The organism is Aliagarivorans marinus DSM 23064, assembly GCF_000429485.1.
Taxonomy (GTDB): Bacteria; Pseudomonadota; Gammaproteobacteria; order Enterobacterales; family Celerinatantimonadaceae; genus Aliagarivorans; species Aliagarivorans marinus.
Window position 1 is genome coordinate 20,517 of record NZ_AUBY01000033.1, and the last position, 13,357, is coordinate 33,873.

The window sequence follows — 13,357 nt, forward strand, 5'->3', positions numbered from 1 at the left end:
AAAAACCCGGCACGCGGCCGGGTCCTCTGCATTCATCAGTGCTTAGCGCGACTGCTTCATAAACTGGAAGAACTCGCTGTCAGGTTCAAGCACCATCACATCGCTGCCAGTATCGAAGGCCTTGCGGTAGGCTTCCAGGCTTCGCCAGAACTGATAGAACTCGGCATTGGCTTGGTAAGCATTCGCATAGATGTTGGCCGCTTCCGCATCACCTTCACCGCGCATCTCGCGAGCACGCTTGTCAGCGTCAGCCAGCAACACACTGACCCGGCGATCAACGTTAGCACGGATGATTTCAGCCTGCTCCTGACCTTCCGAGCGATGCTCTTTGGCCACAGCTAGACGCTCAGCGCGCATCCGTTGGAAGATGCTGTTGCTGACTTCGTCAGGCAGGTTGATCTGCTTAATCCGTACATCACGCACTTCGATACCAATCTCAGACGAGCGAGCCATGCGTAGCAGCGCATCTTCCATCACCTTGCCACGCTCACCGGAGACGATTTCGCGAATGGTGCGCGAACCAATCTCTGAACGCAGGCCGTTATTGATCTTCCGTTGTAGCAGTGATTCAGCTTGTAGGAAGGAGCCACCAGTTGAGAGGTAAAAACGTGAGAAATCGGTGATTCGCCACTTCACGTAGGAATCGATGATCAAGTCTTTCTTCTCAGAGGTCACAAAGCGGTCAGCGTTGCCATCCAAGGTTTGGATACGTGCATCCAGTATCCGCACCGAGTCGATAAACGGTACCTTAAACTGCAGGCCGGGCTCATATACGCGAGTATCGCCGTTCGAATCACGTTTCACCTTGCCGAACTGGACCACGATGCCGCGTTCGCCTTCTTGCACCACGAACACCGAGGAGAAACCCACTAGCAGCACTGCAATCAGTGCAAAGATAGATAGTTGTTTCATGCTTAGTTTCTCCCTGAAGAACGTTCTGAGCTACGGCCAGTGCTGCTGCGCGTTGGCTCTGAGCCAAAGTTGTCTTGGCTGATCCCACTACTGCGAGAGCTGGAGCTCGAAGAAGCGCTGCTGCCCGAACTACGGGTTTCCCCGGGAACTAACTTGTCTAGCGGCAAGTACATCATGGAGTTGTTGTTTTGCGCATCAACTAACACCTTACTGGTGTTGCCATACACTTGCTCCATGGTCTCCAAATACAGACGGTTGCGCGTCACTTCAGGGGCAGCTTCATATTCAGGTAGCAGCTGAACAAAGCGAGATACCTCACCCTGTGCTTTCAGTACCACTTGTTCTTTATAAGCTTGAGCTTCTTGCTCAATACGCTGAACCCGGCCACGGGCACGCGGTTCAATCTCACGCTCATAGGCTTCGGCTTCACGGATGTAGCGCTGCTCATCCTCTTGCGCGGCAATCGCATCATCGAAGGCATCTTTCACTTCTTCCGGCGGACGCGCTGGCAAGAAGTTCACATCGATAATCGATACACCCATGTCGTATGGAGCAATGATCTCTTCAATCAGCTCCCAAGTTTGGCTACGCACAACTTCACGACCGGTGGTCAGGATGTCATCCATACTGGTGTGACCCACCACATAACGCAGAGCGCTGTCGGTGGCTTGAGCCAAGCTGTCATCCGGTGCAGTCACGCTGAACAGGTACTTGGCAGAGTCGGTCACACGGTACTGAACGTCCATCTCAACCCGCACTACGTTTTCGTCTTCGGTCAGCATAAAGCCAGACGCTGGCAACGAGCGGATCGTTTCTACGTCGACTGGAATCACATCTTGAACGAAGGTGGCTTTCCAGTTCAGACCCGGCTCAACCGGCCCGGCTTCCTGGTTGTAGCGACCAAAGGTCAACTTAACCCCACGCTCTGCTTCTTTGATGGTGTAAAAGCCGCTTGCGACCCAAATCACCAACAAGATCACCGCGATGATACTAATACCAAAGCCACCCACGCCGCCTCCCGGCACCGAGGGTTTCTTGCCACCACCGAGGATCCCTCCCAGGCTGCGGTTTAGCTTCTTGAACACTTCGTCCAAATCAGGCGGACCCTGATTCTTATTGTTATTGCCCCAAGGGTCGCGGTCACCGCCACCTTTGTTGCCAGGCTCGTTCCAGGCCATCTGTGTCTCCAGAATTTAAGGGTTAATGCTACTCACTAATGAGTAATGTACTTTTCGAGCTGATAATCAAATTGTTTGTCCAGGCGCTGCCATTCCACGGCAGGTACCCGCACATCGACCAAGCTGTTGCCACTTTCATCAATAGCCTCGTTATCTACGCAGTCTAACTGATATAAACGGCTTCGCAAACGCCCTTCAGCGGGCGGAATACGCAACTGATGAGTCACCATGCTACCGGACAAGCGCTCACTAATCGCTTGATATAAAAGGGGCAGTCCATCACCACTGAGGGCTGACAACCACACCTTCTGTGGCACACCATCCTCGTCTCGCTCAATCCGAGGAGCTTGATCCGGATGCTGGTCGACCTTGTTGAACACCAACATGGTAGGAACCTCGTTGGCCTCAATTTCTTCTAATACGATGTCAACCTGCTCAATGTTCTCTGCCATCCGCTCATCGGCGCAATCGACCACATGTAACAGCAGATCAGCCTCGCGGGTTTCGGTCAGGGTTGCTTTAAACGCCGCAACCAGATCATGGGGAAGGTGACGAATAAATCCAACGGTATCCGCCAGGATCACTTTGCCCACATCGTCGATATCGATCTTTCGCAACGTAGGGTCGAGGGTGGCAAACAGTTGGTCTGCGGCATACACCTCGGAGGTGGTGATCCGGTTAAACAGGGTGGATTTTCCGGCGTTGGTATAGCCGGCCAGAGATACGGTAGGGATCTCGGCGCGCTGGCGGGCTCGGCGCCCTTGCTCACGCTGCTTTCCGACCTTTTCGAGGCGCTGCAAGATCTGCTTGATGCGCGCTCTAAGTAAACGTCGGTCAGTTTCCAGCTGTGTCTCACCCGGGCCACGTAGACCAATACCGCCTTTTTGGCGCTCTAGGTGCGTCCAACCGCGAATCAATCGGGTAGACATATGACGCAACTGCGCTAACTCAACCTGCAACTTACCCTCGTGGGTACGCGCACGCTGAGCAAAAATATCCAGAATCAGAGTGGTACGATCTAATACCCTTGCTTCGCAGAGGGCCTCCAGATTACGTTCCTGCGCAGGCGATAACGCGTGGTTGAAAATGACCACATCCGCCTGCTGGCTTTTCACGTACTCGGCAATTTCTTCCGCTTTACCCGCCCCAACAAAGTACTTGGGGTGGGGAGCAACACGACTTCCTGTAACCGTTGCAACGGCGTTAACCCCCGCAGAACCGACTAACATCTTCAGTTCCTGCAGATCCTCACGCTCATCCTCGTCTGTAAAATTAACATGTACAAGAATGGCCTGTTCACCTGCTTCATAACGGTCAAACAAGCTAATTTACTCCTTGGTATCGCAGTGGCCGAATACCACTGAGATAACTACTCTTCGTTATTTTCGTTTGGAGCCGGGGTGTGGTGAGATACAGCACGCGCTGGTACAACGGTGGAGATTGCGTGCTTGTAAACCATTTGGCTCACAGTGTTTTTCAGAAGGATTACGAATTGATCGAACGACTCGATTTGCCCCTGAAGCTTAATGCCGTTTACTAAGTAAATCGAAACGGGAATACGCTCACGTCGTAGCGCATTCAAAAACGGGTCTTGTAAAGACTGCCCTTTCGCCATTTTATTATTTCCTTTGTTGTTATCTGTCACTGATTAAGTGGCTAAACTTCCCTCGCCAGTATATACCAGTAAGGTGGTTGCTTATAGCGCCATTTTCAAGTTTAACTCAGTGAATTTATGATTATTTTATCGTTTTGAGTTGCGTTACTGTCAAGCCAGTTCAGCTCTGACCAGCCATTCAGCCAGTTCATTTGTTTCTTTGCTAACTGCCTGGTTGCGACCACCCCGCGGAAGATCATCTCCTGATAATCCAGCTCGCCGTGCAGGTAATTCCACATCTGTCGATACCCCACACAACGCATCGAAGGCAGGCTTAGATCCAAATCGCCACGATCTATTAAGGCTTGCACCTCATCGGCGAAGCCCTGCTCTAGCATCAAGTGGAAACGCTGCTCGATGCGCTGATGCAATACCTCTTTCTCACTCGGCGCAATCGCGAACTGATGAAAACGATAGGGCAGCTGTTTAGGCGGCTCGGCCTGTAATGCGCTCAAGCTCTTGCCCGTCAAACGATATACCTCAATGGCGCGCATCAGCCGCTGCTTGTCGTTAACATTGATTCGGGCCGCGCTAGCAGGGTCGATACGCTGCAACTCTTCATGGAGAGACTGCCACCCTTGCTCATCGCCTTGCTGGATGATTTGCTCACGCAGCGCGTCATCGGCCGCTGGCAACTCGGCGATCCCTTCAATTAGAGACTTGAAGTAGAGCATAGTTCCCCCGACCAACAGTGGGACCTTACCCGCTCGGTGAACCCGCTCTATTTCACGCAGCGCGTCGCTACGAAAATCAGCCGCAGAGTAAACCTCTGTAGGGTCGCAGATATCAATCAGGGCATGAGGTGCCAAGGCCTGCTCTTCAGCATTGGGCTTGGCGGTACCAATGTCCATGCCACGGTAGATCAGGGCCGAATCGACACTGATCAGCTCTGCGCCCAGCTTTTGGTGTAACTCAATCGCCAACGCGGTTTTGCCCGATGCGGTAGGTCCCATCAGGCAAATCACTGGCAGCGAAGCATTCATATTAGAAACTCTTAATATATTCGGTGAGGTCAACCGGCTTGCTTAAGCGGCCCGCCATGGCCGACCACTCCTCGGTATCGAACTGTTGCACCAAGTGTAGGACTTGCTGCCACTCTTTGACATGGTGGGTACTGGCGCAGCAGCTAAGCAGCGCGTCTAGTACCAACTCGGGCTGTTGCCAGCTCCCTTCCGCCTGACCTTCCATCAGCTCAAAGAACTGCGGCAGCGCATGGCTAAAGTCACAACGGCGCACCAACTTAGGCACTTCACACAGACTGACTTTTTTAGCTGTCGACGGCCTTAGCACCAAGCCCAAGCGCTTAAGCGCCTCGCTCTGCTGTTCGATAAGCGCGATATGGCCAGCACTTAAGTTTAGTTGTAGCGGCAACAGCAAGGGGAGCCGTTGCAGGCCTTGCGGCCACTGGGCCAAGGCCTGTTTACGCCAAACATTGGTCTGCAGGGCATTCACATTCCACAGCTCCAACTCCCCCGCCCGCTCGGCAAGCAGATAACCTTGCTCTTGCAGGTACAAGGGGCGCAAGCTGGTCGATGGTTCCATGGAAGCAACATTGCTGTCAGGCTGTGCCGATACAGCAACGGTGGGGTCATCGGCATGTTCTTTGGCAAATGAGGCGCTGCGGTCCATCCACTGATGGTAGGCCTGATGCTGTTCTTGCACCGCCGGGCGCAGCGGGCTGCGGTAGTCATGACTGCCTCCCGCACTCCCACCGGATGAGGCTGAAGTTGGAGAGCGACCACTTGAGTCAGCGCGAGGCTCGCCTGCGCTCTGATAGCTATGCTGCGGTGAATAGCTGTGCTCACCGCTCAATGAATGTGAACTCGCGGCTGGAGAGTCTGACTGTGCAGCACCGTCGCTATCTTGCTCGGGCGCCCACTGAGACGCTAGATTCGGTTGCTGGGCAGCACCCAAGGTCTGCGCCAATACCCGTACGATGTAGTCGTGAACCAAGCGAGCCTGATGGAAACGCACCTCGTGCTTGGCCGGGTGAACGTTTACATCCACCTGCGAATGCGGCAGCTCCAGATACAGTACGTAAGCCGGGTGAGAGTCTTCTGCTATATGGCCCGCATAGGCTTGGCGAATGGCGTGCTGGATCAGCTTATCGCGCATCATCCGGCCATTTACATAAAAATACTGCTGGTCGTTTTGGGCACGCGCAGCGTCGGCCAGGCCGAGCCAACCTGTTAGCTGCAGCTGGTCATGTTGGTTCTCGAGATAGAGGCAATGCTCGGTAAAGCCCTTACCCAAGGCCGAGGCAATCCGGCGCAGTTGGCGGGGCTGATCCGGTGCAATCCGATACTGGCGCATCGTCTTGCCGTTGTGTTTTAGGCTTAGCGCCACATCAAAACGGCTCAGCGCCAAACGCTTTAACAGCTCATCGATATGGGCAAACTCAGTTTTATCGGTGCGCAGAAACTTACGCCGCGCCGGGGTATTGTAGAACAGGTCCAGCACCTCAAGCGACGAACCGGGTGGATGCGCCGCTGGCTGCAGATCCACCTGCATTTCGCGGCCATGGGCGCGCGCCTGCCAAGCCTGCTCTTGATCGATTGGGCGAGAGGTCAAGGTCAGTCGGGATACCGAGCTGATACTGGCCAGCGCTTCGCCGCGAAAACCGAGGGTAGCGATGCTCTCTAAGTCATCGATACAGGCAATCTTACTGGTGGCGTGGCGGCTAAGCGCCAACTCAAGTTCGGCCTTGGCGATGCCCTTGCCGTTGTCGCGAATAAGGATCCGCTTGGCACCGCCCTTATCGATCTCCACATCGATACGGGTAGCCCCAGCATCCAGGCTGTTCTCGATAAGCTCTTTGACCACCGAGGCTGGCCGCTCGACCACCTCACCGGCCGCAATCTGGTTGGCCAGCTGCGCCGGCAGGATCTGAATACTCATACTAGCTACTTGGAATGACCAGCACCTGGCCGATGCGCAGCGAGTCCGAGCTAAGGTTATTGGCGCGCTTAAGGCCCGCCACGCTTACCTTGTAGCGCTGCGCTAACACCGACAGCGACTCACCACGCTGCACAGTGTGTTTGCGCTCAGCATGGCGCATCGCGTACAGCGTGCCCGCTGGAGGCTGGCGACGGTAGTGCTGCTTGATACCGGCCACGATCGCCTTGGCGATGCGCTCTTGGTAGTTGCCGTCACGCAGGTTCTTCTCTTCGCCGGGGTTGGTGATAAAGCCCGCCTCGACCAGTACCGAGGGAATATCTGGCGACTTGAGCACCGCCAAACTAGCGTGCTCCGGCTTTTTCTTATGCAAGTGAGCCACTTTGCCCAACTCACGCAGGATTTCGGTGGCCGCAGAGTAGGCGGTATTCATCGAATAATCTTTTTGCATATCTACCAAGGCAAAGTTCAGATGGGCATCACCACCCACCGAGCCCATCACCTCGCCCACGCCACCGAGTAATTCAGACTGGACCTCATGGTCCTCAATATGCCGCCCCACCTCAGATTTGGCGCGGCCTGCCGACACCACCCACACCGACGCGCCTCGCGGCTGCGGGGTTGAGAAGCCATCGGCATGAACCGACACCAAGAAGTCGGCGCGGTGCTTGCGGGCGATCTGCGAGCGGCGATTAAGGTTTACATAGTAATCACCGGTGCGGGTTAACACGCCTTTAAGGCCCGGCTCTTGATTCAATAGGCGGACGACTCGCTTGGAGATCGCCAACGTAATCCCTTTTTCGTAGGTACGCTTGGGACCAATTGCCCCGGGATCTTCGCCGCCATGGCCCGGATCGATGGCAATCACGATGTCGCGATCACCAGTGAGCTGTTGGGTACTCTGGGTCTTGGCAACTTGCTGTTGCTCCTGCGCCACCCGTTGCTCACCTTTTTTATCCGGCAGGTCGATCACCAACCGGTGGCCATAGCTACCGGTAGGCTTGAGAGGAAACACCACAGGCTTCACCGATTGGCCCAGCTCAATCACCAAGCGGTAGTCTTGTTTTGCTTTGGGGGTACTCGGGCGTAGCTTCTTCACCAGGTTGCCGCTGAGCGATACCTTGGCCAAGTCCACTTGCATTTGGGTGTTGCTCAGATCGAGCACCAAGCGATGCGGATTGCTCAGATTGAAGTAGCTGTAGTCGGCCGCCGAAGACAAATCCAACACTAAGCGGGTGTTCTCCGGCCCAGCCCATACACGGATCCCCGACACCTTGTTGGCTAGCGCGTTGGCGCTAACCAGCATCAACATCAGAGGAAAAACCCAAAACCACTTAGCTTTCATCATTGTCCATTCGTGTTACGACTTCGCGCCCAATATCACTTTGGGCAGCCACTTCTGCGACCCGTTGCTCACCTTGATAGCTTAGGGTAACAATCAGATCAGCCTCGGGCAGGAACCCCAGGCCTCGTTCAGACCACTCCACCAAACACTGGCAGTCATCGGCAAAATAGTCACGAATGCCGATAAACTCCAACTCTTCTGGGTCAGCCAAGCGGTAGAGATCGAAATGATGCACCCGCCACTGGCCGAGCTGATAGGGCTCAACCAAGGTGTAAGTGGGGCTCTTTACCTGGCCTTGGTGACCGCGGCCTTGGATAAACCCGCGGCTAAGGGTAGTTTTCCCCGCGCCGAGCTCACCGTTGAGGTAGATAACACAGGCGCTATCGCAGGCCGCTGCAAGTTGTCTTCCGAGGTCAACAGTGGCCTCGGCATCACTAAGAAAAGTCTGCCAATTCATCTCGTTACTATTGGGGATTCACTAATTGCCGCACATAAGGCATCAGATCGGACGCGAGCAGGCCACGCTGTCCCTGCTCGGCTGCTAGATCTGCCGCCATACCATGAATGGTCACGCCTATGCAGGCAATATCAAATAGGTCTATCGACTCAGCAAACTGAGCCAGCAAACCGCCGATTATACCAGACAATACATCGCCCATCCCACCTGAAGCCATGCCGGGATTACCGGCACTGCTGATACGCACCCGGCCATTGTCGCCAGCGATGATAGTACCGGCGCCTTTAAGCACGCAAATACCACCAAAACTTTGCTGGATGTTACGCGCGGCAGTGATGCGGTCGTCCTCAATCTCAGCCACCGAGCAGGCCAACAAGCGAGCCGCTTCCGCGGGATGCGGGGTGAGGATCCAGTTGCCCCGCCATTTGGGCATCTTGGTCAGTAGGTTCAGGCCATCGGCATCGACCAGCAGAGGGAAATCGCGCTCCAAACAGGCGGTCAGCAGCTCACTGGCCCATTCGTCGGTGTCGAGGCCCGGGCCGATTACCGCGGTATTGGCCTTATCCAGCAAGTTCGCCAGCAAGGTTTGCTCGCCAGATTCGATACCCGCTACCATCAGCTCGGGTCGACCAGAGAGTACCGATTTTTGATGCTCGCTGCGGGTTAGGATGTTGACCAGACCGGCACCGCTGCGCAGGCTGGCTTCACCCGCTAAACGAATGGCGCCGGGCATACCGATGTTACCGCCCAAGATAGCCACTCGGCCAAAGTTACCCTTGTGGGCTACCGGTGAGCGGGGTTTAAGCAAGCTAAACAGCGACTCAGGGTTAATCCGCTCCACACAGGTTTTGTTCTGCTCTTCAAACGCCGCGTCCAGTCCAAGGCCCGCAAACACCAGCTCGCCGACTACCGCAGCCGCTAGGCCGGTAAACAGACCCTGCTTGGCCGCGATAAAGGTGACCGTGCAGTCGGCCATCATCACTGACTCGCGCGGCTTGCCGGTGTTACCACAAAGACCTGAAGGCAGGTCAATCGCCAGCACCGGGGTATCCACCGAGTTGGCCTTCTCGATCAGTTGCTTGTAAGGCTCTCTCACCTCACCGTTGGCGCCAGTGCCAAGCAGACCATCGACGATCACATCGCTGTGCCACTCGGCCCATTGGGCACTTTCTGCCTCGCCGCCATCGGCCAGCCAGTTATCGCGCGCTGTAGCAGCTTGCTCAGGAAGGCGCTCTGGGTCGCCCACCTCTACTACCTGCACCTGTAGCCCTGCCGCTTGGGCGAGGCGTGCCACCACATAGGCATCACCACCGTTGTTTCCGCCGCCGGCCAGCACCAAGATCTGTTTTGCCTCGGGCCAGCGGGTGGTCAAGGTCTCGAATACTGCCTTGCCGGCCAACTCCATTAACGCAGCTAAACTGATATCATGCTGCTCGGCTAACTTAGCCTCTTGGTCTTTTACTAACTCGGCCCGCCACACGCTATATGGTAGGCTTGCACTGAGGTTTCCCTGCATTTGCGCCATGAATAATCCATCCGAAATAGACTTAAAAAAGCTGGTTCAACATATCAAGCATACTGGTGAAGCGCTAGGCTTTCAGCAGATCGGCATAGCAGATGTGGATCTCAGTCAACATCACCAACAGCTCGATAAATGGCTGGCCGAAGGCTGCCACGGCTCAATGGATTGGATGGCGCGTAACACCGAACTGCGCAAGCACCCCGAACAGCTACACCCCGGTACCATGCGGGTCATCTCGGTCAGGCTCGACTACCTGCCAGAAGACGCGCGCTTCGCCCAGTCACTCTCAAGCAGCAAACAGGCCTATATCAGCCGCTACGCGCTTGGTCGCGATTACCATAAGCTGATGCGCAAACGCTTGAAGCAACTGGGACAAGCCATCAGCGAGTATTGCCAGACCCAGTTACATCTGCGTCCTTTTGTCGACTCAGCGCCAGTATTAGAGCGCCAGTTGGCCGGCAAGGCCGGACTCGGCTGGCAGGGAAAACACAGCCTGCTGATCAACCCTAAGGCGGGCTCTTGGTTCTTCTTGGGCGAGCTGTTTGTCGACCTGCCTTTGCCGGTCGATCAGCCCATCGATGAGCAGTGTGGCGAATGTGTGGCCTGCATGACCATCTGCCCGACCGGTGCGATTGTCGCCCCCTATAAGATTGACGCCCGTCGCTGCATCTCGTATTTAACCATCGAGCACGCTGGCAGCATTCCCGAAGAGTTGCGCCCGCTGTTGGGCAATCGCATCTACGGCTGTGATGACTGCCAGCTGGCCTGCCCATGGAACCGCGAGTCCTCAGTCAGCCAAGAGCAGGATTTTCAGGTTCGCGCCCAACTCGAGCAAAAGAGCTTAGTAGAGCTGTTTAGCTGGGATGAAGCCACCTTCCTCAAAGCCACTGAAGGCTCGGCCATTCGCCGGATTGGCCATATTCAGTGGCAGCGTAACCTGGCCGTTGCCATGGGCAACGCCGAGTTCGACGAGCAGATTTTGCAGGTATTAAACCAAGCCAATAGCCAAGACGAGATGCTTGATGAACACATCCAATGGGCCATCAAGCAGCACCAAGGCAAAGCGGCCTTGGCCAGAAAAACTCAGCGCTTGATCCGTATTGTCAAAAAAGGCCTGCCCCGAGACGCCTAGGCGGAGTGTAAACTTAACTTTACTAAACGCTATTTCCGACGATTCCCCGCCAGCTCTACATTCTCAAAAGCAGATTAACAAGCAATCCAGCAAAGCTTTGGTGTTCAGCTATAACTATAAAAGCCATCAGGCAGAGAAGTGATGCGGAGGTAACGTTATGGCGATGAAGAGTTCCAAAGAGTTTGCAACGTGGTTGATCAATCGTTTTGGTCAGCAGCTCGAAGGCGTGGTGATTACCCGTGATGACCTTAAAGCACTCTCTGGCCGACAAAACCTACGGCCGGATTTTGTTGCTGACGTTCACTCGGAGTTAAGCCACCATGGCTTGGGCTTTGTAGCGGACCGACTCCGGGCAAACTACTACTTTTTCTACCTACCCAAGGTGTACTGGAAAGACGTGGCCGACCGCTACGCTGAAGACGAACCACAAAATATCCTACCGCTAAAACCATCCAGCGCCTCCCGACAAGGGTAACTTCATAGTCTTGCCGTTTGCTAGCCCGCAAAGCTGGCATTCCATCTGCTTACTCCTTACCCTGTAAGCAGATTGGATTTACCTAGTAAGCATTTACCTAGTAAACATAGGAATACTATGAGAATTCTTGGAGTTGATATTGGTGGCACCGGGATCAAAGGCGCCATCGTAGATAGCGTTAGCGGCGAGCTGCTCAGTGAACGCCACCGCATCCCCACCCCCCAACCGGCTACACCCAATGCCGTGGCAGATACCCTGAAACAGCTGGTCGATCACTTTGAGTGGCGTGGGCCAGTGGGGTGCGGCTTTCCAGCAACTGTGCACCATGGGGTGGCTCAAACGGCGGCCAATATCGACAAATCTTGGATTGGCACTAATGCGGCAGCTCTATTTTCCGCCGCCACTGGCTGTAACTGCGTGGTGGTAAACGATGCCGACGCCGCCGGCGTAGCTGAAATGGCTTTCGGTGCGGGGCAAGATCGCAGCGGGGTGGTGATACTGATTACCGTGGGCACCGGCATTGGCACGGCGGTGTTTGTTAACGGAGAACTGTTGCCCAACACTGAACTGGGCCACCTGCTATTGGGCGACACCGTTGCCGAGCACTATGCCAGCGCCCGAGTGCGCGAACAGCAAGATCTGAGCTGGAAGAAGTGGGGCAAACGCTTTAATACCTACCTGCAACGCCTCGAGTTCTTGTTCTCTCCCGACTTGATGATCATCGGCGGTGGGGCCAGCAAGAAGTTCGACAAATACGTGGAGCAGTTTGAGGTGAAATCCGAGGTGGTTCCCGCCCAAGGGCTCAACCAAGCGGGTATTGTTGGCGCAGCCATGTACGCCCTCCACGAATTCGGTGACGACTCGAATAACTGAGCGCTAGCTCAGAACAGCGCCTGACAGATAGGCTTTGCGCAAGGTCTCGGGAAAACGCTCGATGGTGTATCGCAGTAGTTCCCGAGGCAAGCTGGCAAGATTGGCTTTGAGAAACGCCTCGACTGATGCTTGATCGCGCTTGGCTAACTCCCTGAGCATCCAGCCTACCGCCTTGTGCATCAGCGGATGTGGATGATGTTTAAAACGCTCGGCCAGCTGCAAGGTCAGCGCGCTATCCCCTTGGCGGATATAGTGCCAGCTACTAACCATCGCCATCCGCTGACTCCAAAGCAGCGGGTCGGAGGCAAAGCGTACAAGCAACGCGATGTCTTGATGCGTCCAAACATAGGGCCCCAAGATATATGGGCATGAGCAATCCACCAGATCCCAGTTATTCACCCAGCGCCGCTTCTCCCAGTAAACAGCAATAATGCGCTCACACTCCTCCGCCGAGCCCCGCTTAAACAAGCTCACCAGATTCACCAAGGCCAGCTGGCGCTGCTCATGCCATGGCGACTCCAATAGCTGTGCGCTGTCGGTGATAGTCAGAGGGTAATGCTTGGCGACTAAACGAATATTCGGCACCCGCACCCCGAGAAAGCAATCCCCCTCGCCATAGCCTCCGGCTTGGGCCTGAAAGAACTTGGGATAATGCGCGGCCTTCTCAGGTTCGATGTATTGCTCAAGCGCCTGACAGGCTTGTTGAATGGCTGACATAGCTAACAGCTCGGGCGAAAAGTGATGAACGCTATGGTGGAGGATCGAGAAATACCCGTCAATCGAGAACGAAAAAAGCCCCGTTGTTTCCAACGGGGCTTTCGATTTGGAGCGGCACACGAGGTTCGAACTCGTGACCTCAACCTTGGCAAGGTTGCGCTCTACCAGCTGAGCTAGTGCCGCTTTATCTGTTTGCT

Annotated in this window: 13 protein-coding genes and 1 tRNA gene; 3 read left to right on the forward strand and 11 right to left on the reverse strand. The window is 55.1% G+C overall.

All coding sequences use genetic code 11. The features are described from left to right. Positions 1–42 precede the first annotated feature (42 nt). The 9 genes from hflC to G461_RS0113615 form a co-directional block, all read right to left on the reverse strand. Positions 43–912: a protease modulator HflC gene (gene hflC, locus G461_RS0113575; RefSeq protein WP_026972242.1), complete on the reverse strand. Its 870-nt coding sequence runs from the start codon at positions 910–912 to the stop codon at positions 43–45. 2 nt (positions 913–914) lie between these two features. Then, positions 915–2,090: an FtsH protease activity modulator HflK gene (gene hflK, locus G461_RS0113580; protein WP_026972243.1), complete on the reverse strand. Its 1,176-nt coding sequence runs from the start codon at positions 2,088–2,090 to the stop codon at positions 915–917. Between the two features lie 35 nt (positions 2,091–2,125). Continuing rightward, on the reverse strand, positions 2,126–3,412 hold the full coding sequence (hflX, locus tag G461_RS0113585) for a ribosome rescue GTPase HflX (protein WP_026972244.1): 1,287 nt from the start codon (positions 3,410–3,412) through the stop codon (positions 2,126–2,128). Positions 3,413–3,459: 47 nt separating this feature from the next. Beyond that, positions 3,460–3,705, reverse strand: coding sequence for an RNA chaperone Hfq (gene hfq, locus G461_RS0113590; protein WP_026959546.1), 246 nt, complete (start codon positions 3,703–3,705; stop codon positions 3,460–3,462). 101 nt (positions 3,706–3,806) lie between these two features. Then, a complete protein-coding gene (miaA, locus tag G461_RS0113595) occupies positions 3,807–4,727 on the reverse strand; it encodes a tRNA (adenosine(37)-N6)-dimethylallyltransferase MiaA (RefSeq protein ID WP_026972245.1) in 921 nt (306 codons plus the stop codon). 1 nt (position 4,728) lies between these two features. Continuing rightward, complete coding sequence (gene mutL / locus G461_RS0113600; RefSeq protein ID WP_026972246.1) at positions 4,729–6,642, reverse strand: DNA mismatch repair endonuclease MutL; 1,914 nt, start codon at positions 6,640–6,642, stop codon at positions 4,729–4,731. Between the two features lies 1 nt (position 6,643). Continuing rightward, positions 6,644–7,987, reverse strand: a complete 1,344-nt coding sequence (locus tag G461_RS0113605) for an N-acetylmuramoyl-L-alanine amidase (protein WP_026972247.1) — start codon at positions 7,985–7,987, stop codon at positions 6,644–6,646. Next, positions 7,974–8,441 (reverse strand): tRNA (adenosine(37)-N6)-threonylcarbamoyltransferase complex ATPase subunit type 1 TsaE, encoded by a 468-nt coding sequence (gene tsaE / locus G461_RS0113610; protein ID WP_026972248.1) that lies wholly within the window; start codon positions 8,439–8,441, stop codon positions 7,974–7,976. The genes G461_RS0113605 and tsaE overlap by 14 nt, the downstream gene beginning before the upstream one ends. A gap of 7 nt (positions 8,442–8,448) precedes the next feature. After that, positions 8,449–9,966, reverse strand: coding sequence for a bifunctional ADP-dependent NAD(P)H-hydrate dehydratase/NAD(P)H-hydrate epimerase (locus G461_RS0113615; protein WP_051333570.1), 1,518 nt, complete (start codon positions 9,964–9,966; stop codon positions 8,449–8,451). Between G461_RS0113615 and queG the strand changes: the two genes are divergently transcribed. From queG to ppgK, 3 genes are all read left to right on the forward strand, one after another. Beyond that, complete coding sequence (queG, locus tag G461_RS0113620; protein ID WP_026972250.1) at positions 9,965–11,095, forward strand: tRNA epoxyqueuosine(34) reductase QueG; 1,131 nt, start codon at positions 9,965–9,967, stop codon at positions 11,093–11,095. The two genes, G461_RS0113615 and queG, sit on opposite strands and share 2 nt — an antisense overlap. A gap of 157 nt (positions 11,096–11,252) precedes the next feature. Then, positions 11,253–11,570, forward strand: a complete 318-nt coding sequence (locus G461_RS0113625; protein WP_026959539.1) for a hypothetical protein — start codon at positions 11,253–11,255, stop codon at positions 11,568–11,570. A 117-nt stretch (positions 11,571–11,687) separates the two neighbouring features. Further along, positions 11,688–12,443 carry a polyphosphate--glucose phosphotransferase gene (gene ppgK / locus G461_RS0113630; protein ID WP_026972251.1) on the forward strand — a complete coding sequence of 252 codons (756 nt, stop codon included), beginning with the start codon at positions 11,688–11,690 and terminating at the stop codon, positions 12,441–12,443. Between the two features lie 3 nt (positions 12,444–12,446). Here ppgK and G461_RS26635 read toward each other — a convergent pair whose 3' ends face one another. Both G461_RS26635 and G461_RS0113640 read right to left on the reverse strand, forming a co-directional pair. Continuing rightward, complete coding sequence (locus tag G461_RS26635) at positions 12,447–13,160, reverse strand: DNA alkylation repair protein (protein ID WP_026972252.1); 714 nt, start codon at positions 13,158–13,160, stop codon at positions 12,447–12,449. Positions 13,161–13,267: 107 nt separating this feature from the next. Next, positions 13,268–13,343, reverse strand: a tRNA-Gly gene (locus G461_RS0113640). Positions 13,344–13,357: the final 14 nt, after the last annotated feature.